This window comes from Enterococcus sp. AAFC-DPL-6103 (assembly GCF_058216595.1).
In genome coordinates this window covers 1,639,353-1,662,083 of record NZ_CM177102.1, presented here as the reverse complement: position 1 = coordinate 1,662,083, position 22,731 = coordinate 1,639,353, and the positions used below count along the sequence as shown (strand labels likewise).

General features: G+C 36.4%; 22 protein-coding genes, 1 tRNA gene, 1 pseudogene, 1 riboswitch and 1 other annotated feature. Of the genes and pseudogenes, 18 read left to right on the top strand and 6 right to left on the bottom strand.

Annotated elements, in window-relative coordinates; all coding sequences use genetic code 11:
* The first annotated feature begins 24 nt into the window (after positions 1-24).
* Positions 25-227 (top strand) — a binding site (T-box leader).
* Positions 228-292: 65 nt separating this feature from the next.
* The 7 genes from thrS to AC4BC3_RS07920 all read left to right on the top strand — a co-directional run bounded on the left by thrS (position 293) and on the right by AC4BC3_RS07920 (position 8,388).
* Positions 293-2,233: a threonine--tRNA ligase gene (gene thrS, locus AC4BC3_RS07950; RefSeq protein WP_490466218.1), complete on the top strand. Its 1,941-nt coding sequence runs from the start codon at positions 293-295 to the stop codon at positions 2,231-2,233.
* 154 nt (positions 2,234-2,387) lie between these two features.
* On the top strand, positions 2,388-3,227 hold the full coding sequence (locus AC4BC3_RS07945) for a MurR/RpiR family transcriptional regulator (RefSeq protein WP_206899160.1): 840 nt from the start codon (positions 2,388-2,390) through the stop codon (positions 3,225-3,227).
* A gap of 301 nt (positions 3,228-3,528) precedes the next feature.
* Positions 3,529-5,682: a penicillin-binding transpeptidase domain-containing protein gene (locus AC4BC3_RS07940; protein WP_206909304.1), complete on the top strand. Its 2,154-nt coding sequence runs from the start codon at positions 3,529-3,531 to the stop codon at positions 5,680-5,682.
* Between the two features lie 251 nt (positions 5,683-5,933).
* Positions 5,934-6,098 carry a 50S ribosomal protein L33 gene (gene rpmG, locus AC4BC3_RS07935; protein WP_002293909.1) on the top strand — a complete coding sequence of 55 codons (165 nt, stop codon included), beginning with the start codon at positions 5,934-5,936 and terminating at the stop codon, positions 6,096-6,098.
* A gap of 175 nt (positions 6,099-6,273) precedes the next feature.
* Positions 6,274-6,546: an ArsR/SmtB family transcription factor gene (locus AC4BC3_RS07930; protein WP_490466217.1), complete on the top strand. Its 273-nt coding sequence runs from the start codon at positions 6,274-6,276 to the stop codon at positions 6,544-6,546.
* 143 nt (positions 6,547-6,689) lie between these two features.
* Positions 6,690-7,625, top strand: a complete 936-nt coding sequence (locus tag AC4BC3_RS07925; RefSeq protein ID WP_206909181.1) for an ABC transporter ATP-binding protein — start codon at positions 6,690-6,692, stop codon at positions 7,623-7,625.
* Complete coding sequence (locus tag AC4BC3_RS07920; RefSeq protein ID WP_206909183.1) at positions 7,618-8,388, top strand: ABC transporter permease; 771 nt, start codon at positions 7,618-7,620, stop codon at positions 8,386-8,388. The genes AC4BC3_RS07925 and AC4BC3_RS07920 overlap by 8 nt, the downstream gene beginning before the upstream one ends.
* 119 nt (positions 8,389-8,507) lie before the next feature.
* Here AC4BC3_RS07920 and AC4BC3_RS07915 read toward each other — a convergent pair.
* Positions 8,508-8,590, bottom strand: a tRNA-Leu gene (locus tag AC4BC3_RS07915).
* Positions 8,591-8,659: 69 nt separating this feature from the next.
* On the opposite strand from AC4BC3_RS07915, the gene AC4BC3_RS07910 reads away from it, so the two are divergent.
* The 4 genes from AC4BC3_RS07910 (at position 8,660) to nagA (ending at position 12,482) form a co-directional block, all read left to right on the top strand.
* Positions 8,660-8,836 (top strand): hypothetical protein, encoded by a 177-nt coding sequence (locus AC4BC3_RS07910; protein WP_490466216.1) that lies wholly within the window; start codon positions 8,660-8,662, stop codon positions 8,834-8,836.
* A gap of 144 nt (positions 8,837-8,980) precedes the next feature.
* Positions 8,981-10,198: a pyridoxal phosphate-dependent aminotransferase gene (locus AC4BC3_RS07905; protein WP_206909187.1), complete on the top strand. Its 1,218-nt coding sequence runs from the start codon at positions 8,981-8,983 to the stop codon at positions 10,196-10,198.
* A gap of 223 nt (positions 10,199-10,421) precedes the next feature.
* Entirely contained in the window at positions 10,422-11,258 is an 837-nt protein-coding gene (locus AC4BC3_RS07900) for a helix-turn-helix domain-containing protein (protein WP_206909189.1), read from the top strand.
* 75 nt (positions 11,259-11,333) lie between these two features.
* Positions 11,334-12,482 carry an N-acetylglucosamine-6-phosphate deacetylase gene (gene nagA, locus AC4BC3_RS07895; protein ID WP_490466215.1) on the top strand — a complete coding sequence of 383 codons (1,149 nt, stop codon included), beginning with the start codon at positions 11,334-11,336 and terminating at the stop codon, positions 12,480-12,482.
* A gap of 85 nt (positions 12,483-12,567) precedes the next feature.
* On the opposite strand, the gene AC4BC3_RS07890 is transcribed toward nagA, so the two are convergent.
* Positions 12,568-12,930 carry a hypothetical protein gene (locus AC4BC3_RS07890; RefSeq protein WP_206909194.1) on the bottom strand — a complete coding sequence of 121 codons (363 nt, stop codon included), beginning with the start codon at positions 12,928-12,930 and terminating at the stop codon, positions 12,568-12,570.
* A gap of 8 nt (positions 12,931-12,938) precedes the next feature.
* Positions 12,939-13,619, bottom strand: coding sequence for a DNA/RNA non-specific endonuclease (locus AC4BC3_RS07885; protein ID WP_206909195.1), 681 nt, complete (start codon positions 13,617-13,619; stop codon positions 12,939-12,941).
* Positions 13,620-13,801: 182 nt separating this feature from the next.
* Between AC4BC3_RS07885 and AC4BC3_RS07880 the strand changes: the two genes are divergently transcribed.
* Positions 13,802-14,326, top strand: a complete 525-nt coding sequence (locus AC4BC3_RS07880) for an NfeD family membrane protein (RefSeq protein WP_490466214.1) — start codon at positions 13,802-13,804, stop codon at positions 14,324-14,326.
* Positions 14,327-14,339: 13 nt separating this feature from the next.
* On the top strand, positions 14,340-15,833 hold the full coding sequence (floT, locus tag AC4BC3_RS07875) for a flotillin lipid rafts scaffold protein FloT (RefSeq protein ID WP_490466213.1): 1,494 nt from the start codon (positions 14,340-14,342) through the stop codon (positions 15,831-15,833).
* A 67-nt stretch (positions 15,834-15,900) separates the two neighbouring features.
* Here the strand turns inward: floT and AC4BC3_RS07870 are convergent, their stop codons facing one another.
* Entirely contained in the window at positions 15,901-16,491 is a 591-nt protein-coding gene (locus AC4BC3_RS07870; RefSeq protein WP_206909201.1) for an FUSC family protein, read from the bottom strand.
* Between the two features lie 108 nt (positions 16,492-16,599).
* Between AC4BC3_RS07870 and AC4BC3_RS07865 the strand changes: the two genes are divergently transcribed.
* Positions 16,600-17,565, top strand: a complete 966-nt coding sequence (locus AC4BC3_RS07865; protein ID WP_206909203.1) for an aromatic acid exporter family protein — start codon at positions 16,600-16,602, stop codon at positions 17,563-17,565.
* Between the two features lie 48 nt (positions 17,566-17,613).
* Here AC4BC3_RS07865 and AC4BC3_RS07860 read toward each other — a convergent pair whose 3' ends face one another.
* Positions 17,614-18,594 carry a Gfo/Idh/MocA family protein gene (locus AC4BC3_RS07860; RefSeq protein WP_490467306.1) on the bottom strand — a complete coding sequence of 327 codons (981 nt, stop codon included), beginning with the start codon at positions 18,592-18,594 and terminating at the stop codon, positions 17,614-17,616.
* A gap of 149 nt (positions 18,595-18,743) precedes the next feature.
* Here AC4BC3_RS07860 and AC4BC3_RS07855 point away from each other — a divergent pair, with 149 nt between their 5' ends.
* The 4 genes from AC4BC3_RS07855 to AC4BC3_RS07840 are packed head-to-tail and all read left to right on the top strand — an operon-like array spanning position 18,744 to position 21,469.
* Complete coding sequence (locus tag AC4BC3_RS07855; protein ID WP_206909207.1) at positions 18,744-19,274, top strand: hypothetical protein; 531 nt, start codon at positions 18,744-18,746, stop codon at positions 19,272-19,274.
* Positions 19,275-19,296: 22 nt separating this feature from the next.
* On the top strand, positions 19,297-20,139 hold the full coding sequence (locus AC4BC3_RS07850; protein ID WP_490466212.1) for a M15 family metallopeptidase: 843 nt from the start codon (positions 19,297-19,299) through the stop codon (positions 20,137-20,139).
* An 8-nt stretch (positions 20,140-20,147) separates the two neighbouring features.
* On the top strand, positions 20,148-20,765 hold the full coding sequence (locus AC4BC3_RS07845; RefSeq protein WP_206909210.1) for a glycoside hydrolase family 73 protein: 618 nt from the start codon (positions 20,148-20,150) through the stop codon (positions 20,763-20,765).
* Between the two features lie 20 nt (positions 20,766-20,785).
* The gene (locus AC4BC3_RS07840) at positions 20,786-21,469 is read left to right on the top strand and encodes a beta/alpha barrel domain-containing protein (RefSeq protein WP_206909212.1); all 684 of its coding nucleotides are present in this window, start codon (positions 20,786-20,788) and stop codon (positions 21,467-21,469) included.
* Between the two features lie 518 nt (positions 21,470-21,987).
* Here AC4BC3_RS07840 and AC4BC3_RS07835 read toward each other — a convergent pair.
* A pseudogene (locus AC4BC3_RS07835) lies at positions 21,988-22,195 on the bottom strand (helix-turn-helix domain-containing protein); the annotation flags it as partial.
* Positions 22,196-22,621: 426 nt separating this feature from the next.
* Positions 22,622-22,719, top strand: a riboswitch (purine riboswitch).
* The last annotated feature ends 12 nt before the right edge of the window (positions 22,720-22,731 follow it).

Below are 22,731 nucleotides of genomic sequence, written 5' to 3'. Positions count from 1 at the left end.
ATATTAGTGGTTAAATAAACACATAATTGATTGATGAGAAAGACAACTGAATTTGAGAGTCTTCTATTAGAGAGGAAAAGCTAGGCTGAAACTTTTCCAGAAGAAAACCAAAGGATGACCACTTTCGAAACCTTTGTTGAAACAAAGGCGGTCGAACCGTTAACACGCTCGAGGAACACATTTTTGTGTTCAAAATTAGGTGGAACCACGAAATTTTCGTCCTAGTATCTGTTTAGATACTAGGACTTTTTTTGTCGAATCGAGTCAATCAAAATTCAAAGGAGGAATTTCTATGTTAAAAATTACTTTTCCAGATGGCGCAGTCAAAGAGTTCGAGGCTGGAATTACAACCTTGGCAATTGCTGAAAGCATCTCAAAAAGTTTAGCTAAAAAAGCATTAGCAGGTAAAGTGAACGGTCAATTAGTTGACTTAGACCGTCCAATCGAAGAAGATGCAACAATTGAAATTGTGACCCCTGATCACGAAGACGCACTTGGATTAGTTCGTCATTCTGCTGCTCATTTGATGGCTCAAGCAATGCGCCGTTTATATCCTACTATCCATTTTGGTGTGGGACCAGCGATCGAATCAGGATTTTACTACGATACTGACAATGGTGAAAACCCGGTTACAGCGGAAGATTTACCAGCAATTGAAGCTGAAATGATGAAAATCGTTAAAGAAAACTTACCAATCGAACGCCGTGTGCTATCCAAACAAGAAGCACTAGAAATTTTTGCAAGTGATCCTTATAAAGTAGAATTGATCACTGAATTGCCAGATGATGAAGTGATTACTGCTTATCAACAAGGAGAATTCATTGATTTATGCCGTGGCCCACACATTCCGTCAACAGGACGTATCCAAGTATTCAAGTTATTATCAGTAGCAGGTGCTTACTGGCGCGGAAATTCAGATAATCATATGATGCAACGTGTCTATGGAACTGCATTCTTTGACAAAAAAGAATTGAAAGAATTTATTCGCTTGCGTGAAGAAGCAAAAGAAAGAGATCACCGTAAATTAGGGAAAGAACTTGGTTTATTTATGGTTTCACCTGAAGTTGGTTCAGGGTTACCATTCTGGTTACCAAAAGGTGCAACAATCAGACGTACGATTGAACGTTACATCGTAGACAAAGAAATTAGTTTAGGTTACCAACATGTGTACACACCGATTATGGGTGATGTAGAACTTTATAAAACATCTGGACACTGGGATCACTATCAAGAAGACATGTTCCCACCAATGGATATGGGCGATGGCGAAATGCTAGTATTACGTCCGATGAACTGTCCTCACCACATGATGGTTTATAAAAACAATATCCATTCTTATCGCGAATTACCAATTCGTATTGCTGAATTAGGGATGATGCACCGCTATGAAAAATCTGGGGCACTTTCAGGATTACAACGTGTACGTGAAATGACATTGAATGATGGTCATACTTTTGTACGTCCAGATCAAATCAAAGATGAATTCAAACGCACGCTTGAATTGATGGTAGCTGTCTATGCGGACTTTAACATCACGGACTATCGTTTCCGTCTAAGTTATCGCGATCCAAATAATACAGATAAATATTTTGATGACGATGCAATGTGGGAAAAGGCACAAGAAATGTTGAAAGCTGCAATGGATGAATTAGAACTTGAATATTTTGAAGCAGAAGGCGAAGCAGCATTCTACGGACCAAAACTAGATGTTCAAGTAAAAACAGCTTTGGGAACAGAAGAAACATTGTCAACTATTCAATTAGATTTCTTGTTGCCAGAACGTTTTGATTTAACTTATGTAGGTGAAGATGGTGAAAATACACATCGTCCCGTAGTTATTCACCGTGGAATCGTTTCAACGATGGAACGTTTTGTTGCTTATCTAACAGAAGTTTACAAAGGTGCATTTCCAACTTGGCTAGCACCAATTCAAGCAACAATTATCCCTGTTTCTGTCGAAGCACATGGGGATTATGCGTATGAAATCAAAGAACGTCTTCAAATGAAAGGCTTACGCGTGGAAGTTGATGATCGTAATGAAAAAATGGGTTACAAAATTCGTGCTTCACAAACACAAAAAATTCCTTATCAATTAGTTGTTGGAGACAAAGAAATGGATGACGCAACTGTTAACGTTCGTCGTTATGGAAGTAAAGAAACTTCTGTCGAAGACTTAAATATCTTTATTGATGCAATGGCTGCTGAAGTGAAAAACTACAGTCGCGAAGGCTAAATATTTTGCAAAGGTAGGCTAGGATGCGTAAGTGTCCTAGCTTTTTTATTTTGAATTTTACGAATAAATTAACTAATTTTTTATTGATAGAATCAAATGAAAAAAATTTTCGTATGTTATACTAAAGTGACTCTAATTAAATGGATGGTGACTTATGAGTGTAATTAGTCGTATCGAAAGTATGATGGAAGAATATTCCTCTGCGGAAAGGAAACTGGCAAATTATATTATCGATCATGTAGAAAAAGTTCCAACAATGACTGCAAATGATTTAGCAGAAGCAGCTGGATCAAGTGCACCGACAGTTGTCCGTTTTTCGAAAAAAATTGGCTTTCAAAGTCTAACAGATTTCAAAATCACTGTTTCGACAGAATTACAAACAGGACTAGTTGAAGGCTTTAGTGACATTGAACCAAATGAATCTTTTTATTCGATCAAAAATAAACTGGGAAACAATGCACAAGTGGCGATCAAAGAAACAGTCGACATTTTGGAAGAAGAGACCATTCGAACAGTTGTCCAGAGCTTAGAAGAAGCAGAAACCGTTTTTCTTTATGGCGTGGGCGCTTCTTCTTTGGTTGTCGAAGACATTTTACAAAAGTGGTCGCGAGTGGGTAAACCAATTATCTTTGAAAAAGATATCCATGTGTTACTACCTCAATTAGTCAGCAACGAACAAAAAAAAGTCCTTTGGCTCGTTTCAAATTCGGGAAAAAGTGCGGATGTTGTCGCTCTGGGGGAATTAGCCAAATCATTGAACATCGAAGTAATCGTATTAACTCAATTTGGAAACAATCCATTAAGTAAATTAGCAGATGTGACTGTTCAAACTTCTCGACCTAAAGAAATCACGAATCGAAGTGCGGCTACAAACTCGCTGTTGGCACAGTTTGCGACAGTTGATATCATTTTTTATTTTTACATGGCAAAAAATGAATATTTAAGCGAAAAAGTGGCTCAAACACGTGAAGCTATTCAGCAGTATTTTAAATAGGTGATGTAAAAAAATTGATTTTTTTTGTGAAGAAGGAAATTTGTGTGGAGAAAGTTTTCCACAGTGTTGATTTTTTTGAAGATGTTTCACAAGGATAGGAAACGTTGTTTTCAAAAAAACACTTAAAATTATGAGTTTTTAGTCAAGGTTTCTTGACTATGTTTCGCCTGTTGTGAAACAAAAGAATTCTGGTATCTTGAATTTCGTTAAAGAATTTCATCAACTGATGATTTTTTCTTTGTTATTCATACTTTTTTGGTTATAATTTTTCGTGAATGTAAGTATGCGGGAAGGATAGGAAATAATGAAAGATTTTATGAAAAAAATAAAAAATAATTCTTGGTTTGACAAGTTAAAAAAGGGAACACAAGAACCGAGGAATAAACCTTATCGGCGTTCCCATGTCCCTTTTCGTTTAAATGTTCTTTTCTTTATTATATTTACGTTATTCGTAGCATTGATTGCTAGATTGGGTTATTTACAAATCGTTGATGGTGAAACGATGGAAGCTAAAGTTAAATCTTCTTCCACAATTACTGTTCAAGAAAGTTCACCTCGTGGCATGATTTATGATGCTACTGGCAAAGCCTTAGTCAAAAATCAAGCAAATCAGGCAATTACCTTTACTCGAGGTTCACAGATGACGTCCACGGACTTATTGAAATTAACGAAAAAATTGAATGAACTAATTGATGTTCCAGTTGATGACTCCCTGACGGCTCGTGACAAAAAAGACTTTTGGTTAGCAGACGCTGATCATTTAGCGGAAGCAACGAAGCGTCTTTCTTCTGCTGAAAAGCAACTAGATAATAGCAAACAATATGCAGCAACAGTGGAGAAAGTAACCGATGAAGAAATCAATTTCGATGAAGAACAATTGAAGATGGCAACCATCTTTAAACGGATGAACAGCGCGTACGAGTTAAATACAGTGTATATCAAAAATTCTGGTGTAACAGATCGTGAATTAGCGGTAGTTGCCGAAAATGCTTCAGAATTGCCTGGAGTTTCAACGGGTGTCGATTGGACGCGTGAATACTTAGCTGCCGATTCAATGAAAAGTATCTTGGGTAGTGTAACAACAGAGAAACAAGGACTCCCTGCCGACGAAATCGATGCTTATTTAGCAAAAGGCTATTCACGAAATGATCGTGTTGGTCAAAGTTATTTAGAAAAACAATATGAAGATGTGCTACAAGGAACAAAAACACAATATGAAGTAAAATTAGATAACGAAGGAAATGTTTCAAGTCAAAAAGAAATTTTTGCAGGCGAAAAAGGCTCTAATTTAAAATTATCGATTGATGCAGAATTTCAGAATAAAGTCGATGAAATTTTAAAACGAAACTTCCAAGCTTTAGTTGATAATGGCAAAGCCAAATATTCTCCAGGTGCATATGCCGTTGCAATGAATCCACAAACTGGGGAAGTATTAGCATTGGCTGGCTTTAGCCATGAAGAAAATTCAGGAGAAATCACTGAGAATGCACTGGGAACGATCACCAACGCGTTTACTCCAGGATCTGTAGTCAAAGCAGGAACATTAGCAGCTGGCTGGAAGACAGGTGTAATTAGTGGAAACCAAGTCTTAATCGACGAACCAATTCAATTACAAGGTTCGGCTGAAAAAAGTTCTGTCTTTAATAGAAGTGGTCAAGTTGCACTAAATGCAGTAAAAGCACTAGAGTTGTCATCAAATACGTATATGATCAAAGTAGCTTTAAAAATGTTAGGATTGGAATACACACCAAATATGGGGCTTCCTGGTCTTGACGAAGAAGCAAAAGCTTACGATGAATTACGAACTTCATTTAAAGAATTCGGATTGGGAACAACGACAGGGATTGATTTGCCAAATGAATCAGCTGGGATTTCTCGTTCAGTTGACTTCATGAAAAAATTCAACAAAGATAATGATGGTGAGTGGTACACATCTGGTAACTTTACCGATTTAGCATTTGGTCAGTTTGATACGTATACACCAATCCAATTAGCACAATATGCTTCAACTGTTGCCAACGGTGGGAAAAGAATCCAACCGCATATCGTTTCTGGGATTTACGGAAATGATGAGAATGGGAACTTAGGTGAACAAAAGAAAAAAATCGAAACAACTGTTAAAAATGAAGTCACTATTTCACCAGAAAATATGGCAATTCTTCGCGAAGGTTTCCATCAAGTAGTTCATGGAACAGATGGTTACACCACTGCAAAACCATTAGCTGGTGCAAAAATGGATCTATCAGCAAAGACTGGTACGGCAGAAACGATTGCAGAAGGGCATCCTGACATCACTACCGTCAATAGTAATATCGTAGCTTATGGCCCAACGGATAATCCGGAAATCGCAATCAGCGTGGTTTTACCAAACTTAACAGATGAAAAGGACCACATGAATTTAACAATAGCTAAAGAAATCACAGACGCATATTATGATATGTATCTAGCAAAATAACTTATTTTGGAAACAGTCAAATCAGTTTTAAACTGGTTTGGCTGTTTCTTTTGAAATAGTTTTTTCAAGTGAAACTACTTGTCAAAATAAAAAAATGACTAAAATAAACTGGATTTAATCAATAAATAATAGTTGAAATGAAAAAACGTCAAGTAAAACTACTTAACAAATTGACATAAAAGGGTAGATTTCTCATAACAATCATGGTAAAATTATCAAGTCTGAGAGTCATCTTAGAGGATTCTAGTAGTATGGGAGGGAAAATCATGCGCGTAAACATCACATTAGAATGTACTTCTTGTAAAGAACGTAACTACCTAACAAGCAAAAACAAACGTAACAATCCAGATCGTTTGGAAAAACAAAAATATTGCCCACGCGAACGCAAAGTTACTTTGCACCGCGAAACAAAATAAGTTTGATTAAGAAGTTACAAGAAACATTTCGATGTTTCTTGTAACTTTTTTAGTTCTTTTTGAATCAATGAGATTGACGTAAAAGAAAAAAACAGAGATAATACATAGATGGTTATCAATGTATATGATTTAGCGATGTTTGGTTAAAGTAGTTGTTAGCAAAGGAGAAAAGGAAATGAATCATGAGCAAATGTCAAAAATGTTTAAAGCATTAGCTGAACCTAATCGAATTAAAATTATTGAACTACTTTCAATGGGGCCAATGTGCGCATGTGAAGTTCTAGATCATTTTGATTTTACACAACCAACTCTTTCACACCACATGAAAGTTTTAGAGTCTGTAGGAATCGTTTCAGTTGAGAAGGATCGTAAGTGGCATTATTATTTTTTGAAAAAAGAAGAGACTTCAGAGTTATTAAAAGCAATGCAGGACCTCTTTCCTAACTAACACATAAATAGATGCGTAATCATAGCAAGCTAAAATTATTTTGTTCGTTGATTGTACTCGTTTGATCCAACTAAACAAAACGATCACTGAATCACATGCACTTCTTTTGAGAGAAGAAAATTCAATTTACAGGGAGAAAATTCATGACTTATGCGTTAGAAATAAACAAATTAAAAAAAGTATATGCAACAGGTGTTGAAGCCTTAAGAGGTATTGACCTAGCTGTAGAAGAAGGAGATTTTTATGCCCTACTAGGGCCAAATGGTGCCGGTAAGTCTACGACGATTGGTATTATTACTTCATTAGTCAATAAAACTTCTGGAAAAGTAAGTGTTTTTGGTTATGACCTTGATACTGACTTAGTGCGCGCCAAACAACAAATAGGATTAGTCCCTCAAGAGTTTAATTTCAATCCGTTTGAAACAGTGCAACAAATCGTTGTCAATCAAGCAGGATACTATGGTGTTTCGAGGCAAGAAGCCTTGAAACGAAGTGAAAAATATTTAAAACAATCAAACTTATGGGAAAAACGAAATGTTCGTGCGCGGATGCTTTCTGGAGGAATGAAACGACGATTAATGATTGCGCGCGCGTTGATGCATGAACCTCGTTTACTTATTCTTGATGAGCCAACAGCCGGAGTTGACATTGAACTAAGACGAGAAATGTGGACATTTTTGCGAGAATTAAATGAACATGGAACGACAATTATCTTGACGACCCACTATCTGGAAGAAGCAGAAATGCTTTGCCGAAATATTGGAATCATTCAAGCAGGAGAATTGATTGAAAATACTAGTATGAAAAATTTGTTATCAAAATTACAATATGAAACTTTTATTTTTGATTTAGAACCACATACCAATTCATTTGAATTGTTAGGCTACAAGCATTTTTGGGAAGATGATCAAACACTTGCAGTTGAGGTCGAGCGTAATCAAGGGGTGAATGGAATCTTTGAACAATTGACAAAAAATGGTATCAAGGTACTCTCAATGCGGAATAAATCCAATCGTCTAGAAGAATTGTTCTTGAAAATTACAGAAGAAAATGGTCATGTGGAGGAAAAAAATGTTTAATTTATATTTAACTGCGCTTAAAAGTTTAGCAGTCAAAGAGACAAATCGCTATTTGCGTATCTGGGTTCAGACGTTGGTACCACCAGTTATCACGACTTCTTTATATTTTATTATTTTTGGGAAAATGATTGGTGGACGAATTGGTGAGATGGGTGGATTTTCTTACATGGAATTCATTGTGCCAGGTCTGATCATGATGTCTGCAATCACTAGTTCTTATGCGAATGTTTCTTCTTCTTTCTTTTCGCAAAAGTTCCAAAAAAATATTGAGGAATTATTAGTAGCACCTGTGCCTACACATGTGATTATATGGGGATTTGTCATTGGTGGTTTGGGTCGTAGTGTCTTAGTTGGGACATTGGTAACAATTATTTCGCTCTTTTTTGTTCCACTACATGTTTATTCATGGACCATGGTCGTACTCACGTTACTGATGACAGCTATTTTATTTTCATTGGCAGGTTTACTTAATGGTATTTTTGCTAAGTCTTATGATGATGTTTCAATCGTGCCGACGTTTGTGCTGCAACCCTTGACTTATCTCGGTGGTGTCTTTTATTCAATTTCGATGTTACCACCTGTTTGGCAAGCTGTTTCAAAAATCAATCCGATTGTGTATATGATATCAGGGTTTCGTTACGGATTTCTTGGAACGATTGACGTGCCGATCATCTTTTCAATTTTCATTTTGATTGTGTTTATTGCTGTCCTTTATAGTGTCTGCTGGTATTTAATCGAAAAGGGTCGAGGATTACGAAGCTAAAGAAAATAGTTGAAAAAAGCAACAAGAAAAGAACGCACCAATATGCTGGCGCGACCTTTTCTTGTTGCTTTTGCTATATAATAAAAAAGACGGATCCACAAAGATCCATCTCTCAGTGATGCAGACGATGGGATTTGAACCCACACGAGCAAATGCTCACAAGACCCTCAATCTTGCATGTCTGCCGTTCCATCACGTCTGCAAAATAAATAACAAAATAATCATAGCGATGATTGCATCAGATGTCAAGATAGAAAGTAGTGGAAAGCAAATGGAAAAATATGATGGTGAGTTTTCTGGACTAGGAATGATAGCCGGACTTTTAATTGGGCTAGCAAAAGGAAATCTTTTATTTGGCTTAATGCTTGGAGTTATTTGCGGTGTGGCAATGGATTGGGGCGCTAATTTGTGGAATGATTATCGACAAAATAAAAAGAAGAATGACTAAAAAGATCAAAGTTTATAAAGTGGATTTCTTGAAATTTGCTGGTATATTTATACGTGATAGAGTATGATATTGGATAACTTGGTAAATAACTATCGATGATATAGTCAGAAGTTTCTAACTTTTTGAAATGAGGGATCGAAGAAGATGAGAGAATTTGAAAAGTCCAACAAATTAGAAGGTGTCAGCTATGATGTACGTGGCCCAGTTCTTGAAGAAGCAGACCGCATGCAAGAAGAAGGAATCAGCATCTTGAAATTGAACACAGGAAATCCTGCACCATTTGGTTTTGAAGCACCCAATGAAGTAATTCGTGACTTGATTATGAATGTGCGTGAGTCAGAGGGGTATTCTGATTCAAAAGGAATTTTTTCTGCAAGAAAAGCGATTCAACAATATTGTCAATTAAAAAAATTTCCTAATGTCACGATTAATGACATTTATACAGGTAATGGTGTCAGTGAATTGATTTCTATGTGTATGCAAGGATTGTTAGATAATGGTGATGAAGTGTTAGTACCAATGCCAGATTATCCTTTATGGACAGCATCCATTGCACTTGCAGGAGGAAATCCAGTGCACTATATTTGTGATGAAGAAGCGGAATGGTATCCGGATATTGCAGACATCAAAGCCAAAATCACTAGCCGCACGAAAGCAATCGTGATTATCAATCCAAATAACCCAACTGGCGCTCTTTATCCCAAAGAGCTGTTAGAAGAGATTGTCGAGATTGCTCGTCAAAATGATTTAATCATTTATTCAGATGAAATTTACGATCGTTTAGTGATGGATGGATTAGAACATATCCCCATTGCGACTTTAGCGCCAGATTTATTTGTTGTGACGTTAAATGGTCTTTCAAAATCCCATCGAGTAGCAGGTTTTCGCGTAGGATGGATGGTACTTAGTGGAGACAAATCGCGAGTTCAAGGGTATATTGAAGGCTTAAATATGCTATCTTCAATGCGCTTGTGTTCCAATGTCTTGTCTCAGCAAATCGTTCAAACTGCTTTGGGTGGTTATCAAAGCGTAGATGAATTATTGCTACCTGGTGGTCGAATTTACGAACAAAGAGAATATGTCTACAATGCAATCAATGATATTCCGGGCTTATCAGCAGTGAAGCCTAAAGCAGCATTTTATATTTTTCCAAAAATTGATACAAAACGTTTTAATATTTTTGATGATGAAAAGTTTGTACTTGATTTCTTGCATGAACACCATATTTTGCTTGTTCACGGTGGCGGATTCAATTGGCACCAACCAGACCATTTCCGAATCGTTTATTTACCAAAATTAGATGATTTGAAGGTCATGGCTGGGAAAATGCGAGAATTTTTGACGACTTATCAACAAAAATAATGACAATTCTTAGTAAATTGTTTTGCTAGCCAAACAGTATAGAAAAGTCTGTGGCATTGAAAATGTCGCAGCTTTTTCTTTGTTGTGAAAAAAGTTAGCAAAAGATGGGTGAGTAATTTTCTTTCCCAAGAAAAGATGAAACAGCCCTTTTCTTGAAGTTTACTCATTCGTAAAGTAAAATACTGATATCATGCGAACGCGCATATTTTTGGGAGGATACATAATGGAAACGTTTGTCGATTCCTTTGGGACAATTATCAAGACAATAAGAAAAGAACGAAACATGACACAAAAAATGCTTTCTCAAGGTATTTGTTCTCAAAGTGTTTTAAGCAGAATTGAAAATAATGAAGAATTGCCAAATGTTCTGGTAATGGCACAAATTTGTCAACGGCTGGGTGTGACCATTGATCATGTGATGACATTGTCCCATGGAGATATTCGTAAAAATTTACAACAGTTAGACTTATTAGATTTTTACTTTCAAAGGCGTGACTATCGCAAATTAGCACAGCTTTTGAAAAATGATGAAGTCAAAAGCAACCTTTATTCAGATGCTGATTACCAACGTTACTATTACTATTTAGGTGTATGTGAATTTTATTTAGCAAAAAATATTTCCCAAGCAGTCTGCTACCTAAAAGAAGCATTGACTTATTCAAGTCATAGTGACCGTGTGTATGTTTCTGATACGGAAGTTCAGTTGATTAGTGCAATTGGTAAAATCTATGGAGTTGCAGGAAGGCCAACGGAAGCACGCTATTATTTGAGTAAAAGTATCCAACTTTTTCAACAATCAATTGAGACACGTGTCAAAAGTGAACTGTCACAAATCTTTTATAACTATGGCACATTTTTATTTCAGCAAGGAGAAATTGATGCGGCACTTGAGCATGTTAATCGAGGCATTCGTTGGACCCAAGAAAAAAACAGTTATTACTTTTTAAATGATTTGTTTGCACTAAAAAGTTTGATTTATAAAAAGAAAAATGAACCACAAAAAGCAGCTTTTTATGAAGAACTGGCGCAAGCTGTCCGGAAGATTTCAAAAAACTCATAAATGGTGTAGACCATTATTGACTTTTGATAGAAATAAGAGTACCTTAAGGGTAGAAAATCAAAGGAGCGAGTTAGAATGAGAACTTTTATTTATGCTGACAAATTCTTTTTATCGTCAGGTGTAAAAAATGCCGGTTACCTAGAAATTACGGATGGACTATTTGGTGTATATTCACAAGAATTGCCAGATGGAGAAGCAAAAGTAATTGATCAAAGTGGTAAATGGATTGCACCTGGTTTAGTTGATACACACATTCATGGTTACATGAATCACGACGTAATGGATAATGATGCTGAAGGTATCAAAGTTATGTCTGAGGGATTATTATCTTGTGGAGTAACTTCTTTCTTACCAACAACCTTGACTTCAAGTAAAGAACGCTTGAAAGATGTAGCAGAAACAATCGGAAAAATGTACCAAGAAGCGCCAGGAGCCAAAATCAAAGGAATTTATTTTGAAGGTCCTTTCTTCACAGAAGAACATAAAGGTGCCCAAAACCCTAGCTACTTTGGTGATCCAGACTTGAATACTTTCCATGAATGGCAAGAAGCTTCAGGTGGATTAATTAAAAAAATCGCTTTAGCACCTGAACGCCATGGTGTAGAAGATTTTGTTAAACAAGTAACAGATGAAGGGGTTGTTGTTTCGTTAGGCCACAGTAACGCAACAATTGATGAGGCTCAAAAAGCAGTAGAAGCAGGAGCTAGTGTTTTCGTTCATGCTTACAACGGAATGCGCGGATTGAATCACCGTGAACCGGGTATGGTGGGTGCATTGTTATCCTTAGAACATGTCTTCTCAGAACTAATTTGTGATGGACATCATGTTCATCCAAATGCTGCTGAAATTTTGATGGAAAAAGCAGGTCACGACCACGTTGCGTTGATTACTGACTGTATGATGGCAGGCGGAATGCCAGATGGAAATTACAATCTAGGAGAATTCCCCGTAGTTGTAGCAGAAGGGACAGCTCGTTTAGAATCAGGCAACTTAGCTGGTAGTATTTTACAGCTAAAAGAAGCAATCAAAAACGTTGTTGACTGGGGAATCGCAACACCAGAACAAGCAGTTATGATGGCTAGTTTAGTACCAGCAATCAGCTGTAAGATTGATGATTCTTGTGGGAAAATCGCTCAAGGACGCGATGCAGACTTTATCGTATTGAATCCTGATATGTCACTTGAAGCAACTTATTTAGATGGTGTGGAACGTTACCACGCATAAAATCTTTTAAGAAAAATCAAAAGGTGAAACAAAGCGTATTTACGTTTTGCTTCACCTTTTTTTGTGTAGTTTTCATTTGGAACATTTATTTTTTGAAAAAAGTTTCGATCGAATTTTTAGAATGCGCATACTTTATTATGAGAGAAGAAAATGTATTGTAGTAATACGAAATATCTTCTTTGATATGAGAATGTGGAATCATGATTACTTCTTGCTCACTTGCTAAGAGATAATCACCATCAATTGTGCGAGCAACTAATTCGTAATGGTCGAGCATCTGCTGATATTCAGTGGGAGTTATCGTTAAAGCAGATGGTGTTGCAGCTAGACTTTTTTTCAGATAGTCCGTCGATGGGAAAAGCACTAATTCACCAATCGTTTCGACTTTTTCTTCTTGAAGCCATGCGATCGTTTTAGTTAACGTTTGATCGTGCAGAATTTCAAACATAGAATCACCTACTTCTGATTTGGAATTTCAACTTTGAAGTTGATCGTTGTATTTGGACTTAGTCCTTGGGCTTCAAGTGTTATACTTTCTGGAATCAATTCATTTTTTGTGTAGTTTGGTGTGACACGATAGCGAACGGTTTCTCCTTTGTTAAGTGCTTGTCGAATTTCTAATTCATAATAATTCATGTACGGATCATTAACGGGAAATTGATAAAGGGTGACTAAGTTCTTTTTTTCATCACCACTTCCACCAAATTGTTTAGCAATCAAGTGTCCTCTCGAATGATCATATTTTGGACCAGAAACAAAACCCGGTGGACGAATTTCTCGATTGGCACTAGTACCAGTATTGATCATTTTTTTCTTGATTAGTGCGTCCGCACCTGTAGGACGATTAAGATGATCAAGAGAATGGTAGGTGATCCAACCATTCTGGTTGTCTTTTAACTCATCTGCTGAAAAAGTCGCATGACCGAATTCTTTTGGACCAGAATTATTTCCAGTAGGGGCTAGATCTTCTTTAGTTGGTAATCCGTTTTGTGTATGCTGTTGGGTTACCTGTTCTTGCGTAGTAGAAGAAGGTGCTGATGGATCATTGGCAGAAGTTAAATCCAATCCCAGCCAGCTAGCAACTCCTACGATCAATAAGGTAAGTAGTGTACCTAAAAGTTTGTTCATATTTTTCATTTTTTCACCTCGCTTTTCAGTATAGGTGAAATAGATTGTTTAGAACAGTAAAATTTATTACTAGTGACAGTAAAAAATGTAAAGGGCTGTCTTGAAGTCATAAAGTACCGCTTTTCAGTCATAAAATATGGTGTACACAGTTATTGATAATTGGTATGATAGGAGATAAAAGGAGGCGCTTTATGTTTGGGGGGATTGCATTAGAAACGATTTATTGGTATACGCTACTTATTTGTGCCGGGATCGCAGTTCTTTTAGTTGTTTTTGGCGATATTTTTGATTTTGATGGCCCACTAGATCCAATGCTGTTAGTACCTTGGTTAGCATTTACCAGCCTATTCGGCTATTTAGGTGAAAGCTTAACTGAATGGTCATCAGTTTTGATCTTTGTGATTAGTGCTGCCATTTCAAGCGTGTTGGTATTTTTACTCAATTTTTATATTTTGATGCCAATGAAGAATGCAGAAGCAACACTATCTTCGTCCGAAAAAACATTAGAGGGACAAGTTGCACAAGTGGTTACACCGATTCCAATCACAGGAATGGGCGAAATCCAACTTCAAAGTGTAACAGGGTCAATCAATCGGCCAGCTTGTTTTTATACAGAACAAGAAACAATGGCTCAAAGAGGAACAAAAGTGTTGATTATCGAAGTGAAAGACAGAGTATGCTACGTCATACCTTATGACGGAATGCTAAAATCTTAAGGGAGTGTGTTGAATGGTTATATCAGGAGCTTTTTTATCAGTTGCAATTGTTATCTTTATTCTATTGATGCTTTTAATCGTTTTCGTATCAAAGTATCAAACAGCAAAACCAGATGAAGCGTTAATTATCAGTGGTAGTTATTTAGGCAAGAAAAATGTCCATACTGACGAAAGTAATAATAAAATCAAAATAGTCCGGGGTGGTGGGGCATTTGTTCTACCCGTTTTTCAACGTTCTAACCGGATTAGTTTACTTTCTAGTAAGTTGGATGTCTCTACACCAGAAGTTTACACAGAACAAGGTGTACCCGTTATGTGTGATGGGACATCGATCATAAAAATCGGTTCATCCGTGGAGGAAATTGCCACGGCAGCAGAACAATTTTTAGGAAAAACAACCGATGAACTAGAAAATGAAGCGAGAGAAGTTCTTGAAGGTCATTTACGTTCAATCTTGGGTTCGATGACAGTGGAAGAAATTTATCAAAATCGGGATAAATTCAGTCAAAGTGTTCAAGAAGTTGCTTCTGTTGATTTAGCAAAAATGGGTCTGATCATTGTGTCGTTTACGATCAAAGAAGTTCGCGACAAGAACGGGTATCTTGATTCATTAGGGAAACCAAGAATTGCTCAAGTGAAGCGAGATGCAGAGATCGCTGAAGCCGAAGCGTTGAAAGAAACACGAATCAAAAAAGCGCAAGCTGAAAAAGAATCACAAGCTGCAGAATTACAACGACAAACAGAAATCGCTGAATCAGTAAAAGAAAAAGAATTAAAATTAGCAACCTACAAACAAGAACAAGATGTTGCTAAAGCGAAAGCAGACCAAGCATATAACTTAGAAAGTGCCCGTGCACAACAACAAGTTATTGAGCAAGAAATGCAAATGAAAGTCGTTGAAAGACAAAAACAAATTGAATTAGAAGAAAAAGAAATCATACGTCGAGAAAAACAATACGATTCTGAAGTGAAGAAAAAAGCAGATGCAGATCGTTATGCGAAAGAACAAGAAGCACAAGCACAGAAAGTAAAAGAAGTAACGGAAGCAGAGGCGGAACGCTTTAGAGTGGAAGCTTTAGCAGAGGCGCAAGCGAGTCAAACACGTTTGGCTGGGCAAGCCGAAGCTGAAGCAATCTTAGCAAAAGGAAAAGCTGAAGCCGAAGCAAAACAAAAAATTGCTGATGCCTTTAAAGAATACGGTGAGGCTGCTGTGTTAAGCATGGTGATCGAAATGTTACCACAATTGATGCGTGAAGCAGCACAACCACTAGGAAATATTGAAAAAATTTCTGTTGTTGACACAGGAAGTGGATCTGGTGAAAATGGTGGAGCAAATCGAGTAACAGGATATGCAACAAATCTATTAGCATCCACGCAAGAAACATTGAAAGCAACAACGGGTTTGGACTTAAAAGAAATTATTGAAAACCTTTCAACAAAAGGGACTTCAAGTCAAGTAAATTTGTATGAAGCCGACTCAAAACCGACAAATAATGACGAAATATAGTTAATTAATCAAAAGACCACTGTAAAATGATTGAACATTTTGCAGTGGTCTTTTTGTGGGTAATTACTTATTTTTTTTGTTTCTCGATTTGTTTTTCAATTTCTGCTAAATTTTTGCGTAAAGTGCGCTCTTTTTTTTGTAACTCGACTAAGTCCTCAGCTAATTCCTGTTTCTTCTCATCTTCTGGTGGCCGTAGAATAAAATTGATTCCTAGAGCGATGAAGGTTCCGATAAAGGTATCGAATACTCGTTGTAATGCGTAGAGCGTGGATTCGCCTTGTGGAATACTTAAAGAAATCATTAGCAAAGTAGAAATAGCCGAAATGATTCCAGAATTGTTGTCAATACCATCTGAAACCACGATGGTTACGATAACCAATACAGGTAGTAAAAATAATTCAACTAAAAAATCATTGTGAAAGTAGTGTTTAATGAAGAAGAAGATGATGGCTAAAACGCCGCCAATAGAATTTCCGATGACTCGAGAGCGACCAAATGAAACCGTAGATGTTAAATCTTGGCGTAAAGAAAAAACGGCTGACAGCGCAGCAATCAAAGGATTACCTCGCTGAAAGAAGTGGAAAACTAACATACAGATGAAAACAGCTAGTGCACTTTTTATAGTCCGCATACCGAGGCGGAAACGACCGACTTGCATAACTTTTTCTCCTTTAATCCCTTTTTTTAATCATAACGAATCTTTAGTGTGTTTGCTAGTTTTTAGCGTAGAGGTTTAGTATAATTGGATGAAAAAAGGAGGAAATGTATGCGAATTGGTATGCGAACAATAAAAACGGTAATTAGTGCAACACTCGCCATGCTGATTGCAAGCAGCTTGCCTTTACTTTATTGGCCTTCAGCTGGGATTATTGCTGTTTTGAGTGTTGGCAATACGAGAAGGTCGACGATAATGACGGGTGTCGATCGTTTTATTGCTTTTATTTTAGCGACGGTCGTTGCTTTTTTTAGCTTTACGTTCCTTGGGTTTTCTCCAATTGGCTTCGGTTTATTTTTGCTTCTTTTTATTCCACTAGCGGTTCAATTCAAGTTAACTGAGGGAATCGTAGTGAACTCTGTTTTAGTTACACAGTATTTAGTTGAGCAAAGCATGGCGATATCGCTGATTTTAAATGCATTAGGATTGATGGTAATAGGTGTAGGCTTAGCTTTAATAGCAAATATTTACATGCCTAATACCGAAAAGCGGCTCCAAGAAAATCAATTAGTGATTGAGGTTGAGTTTCGCCAGTTGTTACAAGAAATGGCTGATTCATTATTAAAAGAAAAGAAAGAGCGGCATATCGAAGAAGATTGCCAACAATTATTAACATTTATTCGAACAAGTCAGTTAGAGGCTCGAAATCATCATGAAAACGATTGGGTTAGACAAGAAGGGTATTATGAAACGTATTTTTCGATGAGACGAGCACAATTAAATGTGCTAAATAATATGATTCAAAATTTAGAGCGAATTGAGTCACCTAATCCATATAGTGAGCAAATTTATGGCCTACTTATTTACACAGCTGAAACATTCGCTGAAGAAAACGATGGTACGCTCATTATGAAAAGAATCCACGAAGTCTATGCTGAATATCGGCAAATGCCTTTACCACAAAAACGATCTGAGTTTGAGAACCGTGCAGAATTGTTTCAGTTTTTGCAATCATTTAAAAGTTTTATTGAAATCAAAGCAGAATTTGCCCAGCAAAAACAACAAAGTAACATATAAAAAAGGTCGAGACAATTTTGTCTCGACCTTTTTTATAAATTGTTAAGGTTAAGCTTTTTGCCAATGCACTTGCATTTGATCCAAAATGTCAATGACATCTTTGGTTAAATAAAGTGAGCGGTTAGGTAATTCACCTTCAATCATCTGTATCATGTTCGCAATTTCATAATTTAAAGCTTGTGAAGTACTCCCACTTTCGATCAATTCTTTTGTACCATCGACATAAGTGATTTCGGCACGATCTGCACGTGGATAATCAGTAATGGTAATATAGCCATTTTCATAAGCAACGATACCGACTTTAGGCATTTTTGCTCTGAACGTTAAGCTAACAGTTGCTAATTCGTCCTGATCATTTTGTAAAATCGTAACGGATTGTTCATCAACGCCTGTTTCAAACGGAATCATCGTCGAAGCAATTACTTCTGGTTGAGCGGTTAAAAAGAAGCGTGCAAACGAAACCGCGTAAGTGCCAATATCAAGCAAAGCGCCTCCGGCTAGATCTGGATTGAAAAAACGATTAGTAGGATCTGGTTCTTTTGCACTACCAAAAGGAGCCTGGATCATTTTTAACTTACCTAATTTTTTGCTATCTACTAGCGAACGAAGACGTTGATAAAGAGGCATGTTAAAAATGGTCATTGCTTCGGCAAGAATCAACCCTTTTTCCTCTGCTAGCTTCATTGCTTCAACTAACTCTGCAGTATTCATTGTAATTGCTTTTTCGCATAAAACATGTTTTCCTGCTTCTAATGCTGCTAAAATATGTGAAATGTGTTGACGATTTGGCACCGCTATATAAATGATATCAATCTCGTCATCTGCCAGAAGATCTTGATAACTTCCATAAGCTTTTTCAATCCCATAATCTGTTGCAAACGCTTGAGCTTTGGTTAGTGAACGAGAAGCAACTGCAGTTAATTTGCTTGAATTTTGATTGAAATTTTCAGCGAATTCCTTCGCAATCGTTCCTAAGCCGATAATTCCCCATTGATATTTTTTCATGAGAGATATCTCCTTTTTTGAAATTTAAATAGGTACAGCCTACTTATCAAGTATAGCAAAGTTTGCTTTGATGTTAAAAAAAAGTGTCTAATCGATAAAAAAAGTTGAAGGTGCAGTGAAAAAGATGATTTTTTTTCTGAATTTAAGTAAAATAAAAAGAGGAGGGGATTCGGATGCATCAAGTATATATTGACCTTATTATAAGTGTATTATTAGAACAATTTGAATCAGAGCAATTTTTCTTAGACGAGTACCTACTAATCGATAAAAAAGAATGGGACGCATGGAAAAATGGAGAAAAGAATTTACCATCTGAAGCGATGCAAAAAGTAAAAAATCTTTTTACGGATTATGAATGGATGTTAACGCAAAAAATTCTAAGACAAACAATTATCTTTCCAGAAAAAAGAACGATTGCTGTTGCAGAGTACAAACAAATCAAGACACGAATTGCCCAGAAGTGGTTACACAGTGGTGTTGCTGACGTTGAATTGATCCCGTTAAAAAATGAACAACATCCTAGCAGATACCTTGACTTGAAAGTGAGTATTCACTATGATGAATGGGGCTATGACGATATTTTGAATTTCCGATTGCCAGCGGATGTTCAACAACAAATCGAAGGCGAGAAAGTGGAACTTTTAGACTGGGTGAATGAAAATCTGGAAGAAACCTACGTCCACGAAGGGAACGCTGAGTATTAAGGGGAATGAAAGGATTTTTTAAGTGAAGAAAATTTTAGGTTTTGCTTCAGTCATTATTATGATTGGCGCGATGGGCTACATTTTTATGTCAGACCATAATGCTGGCGAAGTTGAGGCGACAAGACAAACAGAAGTAAAAAAAGCTGCTAAAAGTCCTAAAAAAGGGCTTGCCAGTATTACCGATACGACTGAAAGTTCATCAACAACAAAAAAAAGTAAACAAAAAACAAAGACAAAGGCGACAGCAGAACTACCTGATGTTAGTCCAGATGACTGGAAGTTAGTATTGGTTGGACCAGAAAATAAGTTGGAAACCGAAGTCGATGAATCAAGTCAATTGACAGCATTATCAAATGGTTATTTGATTGATAAGAGAATTGAATCTGATTATCAAGAATTTGCCCAAGCAGCTCAAGATGCTGGTTATCCACTTGTTATGGTTTCAGCATTTCGTTCAGTAACATCACAAGAGCAAGTATTCGCACAACATGTCCAAGAAGTAATGGCACAACAAGGAATTACCGAAGAAGCAGCAACAAAAATCACGAAAGAAACGATTACTGAGCCAGGCTATAGTGAACACCACACAGGTTTAGCTGTCGATGTAGTGGATGAGGACTGGTACAATAATTATCCTTCGACCGTTTTGGAAGCAAGTTATGGTGATCAACCAGGAGCAAAATGGATTGCAGAAAATTGTGCTAAATATGGCTTTATTGTACGATACCCAAAAAATCGTGAGGATATTACAAAAATCACTTATGAACCTTGGCACCTTCGTTATGTAGGGAAAGAAAGTGCTGAATATATCACGAAAAATCAGTTGACGTTAGAAGAGTATTTGAACGAATTAAATGAAAAGTAGGAACATAGATGGCAATTAAAAAATTCAAAAGTCGTCGACGGAAAAAAGTACGCTTCATCGTTTTATTGGCTGGCAGTTTTCTCATCTTATTTGCCTTTTTTGCTTCTTTAAGAGGATTGATGACACCACTTGCTGATCATTCAGCAGAGCAAGAAGCACAATCTCATCAAGAGTTTATCCAACAACTTGTTCCGCATGCACAAGAATTACAAAATGCTTATGGTATCTTGCCAAGTATTATTTTGGGACAAGCAATTCTTGAATCAAACTGGGGAAAAAGTACGTTAGCAAGTGAATATAAAAATTTGTTTGGAATCAAAGCTTATGGTGATCAAGAAAAAGTAAGTCTCGAAACAAAAGAATATGTCAATGAAGCGTGGATTACGATTCAAGGTGACTTTCGCGTATACCATTCGTGGGAAGAATCCATGGATGACCATACTCAACTATTTATTCAAGGTGTTGACTGGAATCCAGCTTTGTACGAAAGAGTGATCACAGCAAACAACTACCAAGAAGCTTCACAAGCACTGCAAGATGCAGGGTATGCAACAGATCCCACATATGCACAAAAGATTATTCAAGTAATTGAAACCTATCACCTTGATCAATACGATCGTAGATAACGCGGAGAGGAAGTGGCAGAATGGCAGAATTTGTTCCTGAAATCATGACAGAATTAAGAAAAGACATTGTTCGTGTGCCAGAAGTCATTTTACAAGCAAGTGGAATTAAAGTTTTTGGTAAAAAAATTCGATCAATTATTTTTACAACGGATATTGCGATTATTAGAAATACGAATGCGAATGCAGTAATCGCCGTTTATCCTTTTACACCGCATCCAGCAATTACAAAAAGTATTATCGAAGCTGCGGACATTCCGGTATTTTCTGGTGTGGGAGGCGGTTTAACTCAGGGAGCTCGTTCTGCTTATATGAGTATGTTTGCTGAAGCGCAAGGATCTTTAGGAGTTGTCTTAAACGGACCAACACCATTAGAAACAGTTCAAGAAGTTTGTCGAATCGTTGATATTCCTGTGGTTAGCACGGTGACTTCTAAATATACAGAGCTTGATGAAAAGCTAGAAGCAGGCATTTCAATCATCAATATTAGTGCTGGTAAGGAAACTGCAGAAACTGTTCGTTATTTCCGAGAAAAGTATCCAGAACTACCAATTATTGCAACTGGTGGTCCAACCGAGGAAAGTATCTTGGAAACAATAGAAGCTGGAGCCAATGCTATCACTTATACACCACCGACTAACGGTGAATTATTCAGTGCGAAAATGGATAAGTATCGTCAACTTGAAAAAGAAAATTATCAAGATTAAAAGAGAACTTGTCTGACGCAAAGCAAACTAATTTTCTTCGCGTCAAACTGTAGACAAATCTTAGACAAAAATGTGGTTTGTCTTTTTTCAATGTAATAATCGACAGATTAGGTTGTTTTTTTAAGAAACCGATTTTTTTGTTTACAGCCTGAAACCGCCCTTATTCCAAAGGGTGGTTTTTTTATTTACTGATGCGAATGCAGTGTATGGGGGTGGTCAACTGTTTCAGTTATCACTCGCAAAAAAAAACAGATTAAATTATTAGAATAAAATATAGTAAATTCGATATATTTTGATGAGTCGGTGGGCATTCTTGAAACGAATAGTAGTCTTTTAGCTTTAGATGTTAAGAGACTTACGGGCATTTCCAAAAAGAATGTTGAACAAGAAGCTATCATTTTTAAAGGTTACATTTCTGCTTTTGAGCAGAAATGTGATTTAACTTAATTCATATTGATAGTTTTTTTATTATTTTTAATAAAAATCAAGTTAAAAATTCAGTATGGTATAGATAACTATTAAATTACAATATCCTGTTTTATTCGATAAACTGTCTGTCTAGTAACATTGTAATCTTTCGCAATTTTTGAAATAACAATCCTTCATTTAAATCCTTAACGATATTTTCATAAACTAAATGTCGTTGAGGATTTTTGCGTCTGCACTATAGAGTTTCAGACGTCTCTTGTAGAAACCGTTCGTTTTCACAATCTTAATTCCTTGTGCTTACCGTATTTTAGAAAATTAAGTAGTTAAATACATTTATTCCAATTCGGATGATCTTGATCAATTATTTATATTCTTATTTTAACGAATAAAAAAGACAAAATCTAAAGGATAACACTTTGTTTACAATCTGACACGAAGTAAATAAAATTTCATCTTGTTTTCCTTGTTTTTTAGATGAAAGTGACTAAAAAACCGAACAAACCATGAAAATGATGAAAAAAGATTAGATTTTAGAAAATTTTTATTGAAAGCACATTGTCAGTTTCAGTAAGTAGTGTTAGACTATTTTCAATCTTTAATCAATCAAATTTTGTTTAAATGGAAAACTTTTAGAAAAAATGGTTGATTTACTTGAGGAAACTGTTTAAAAAAACAAATCCTCTGGCTTCAAACATCTTATCAAGCTATTGTATATTACTGACTTGTCAGTTCTACATACCTACTTATATATCGTCATAATATGGATGACAGTTTCTAGCCAATACCGTAAAAATTGGACTATAAGTAAAAGAGTGGACAACACACCCTTTTTT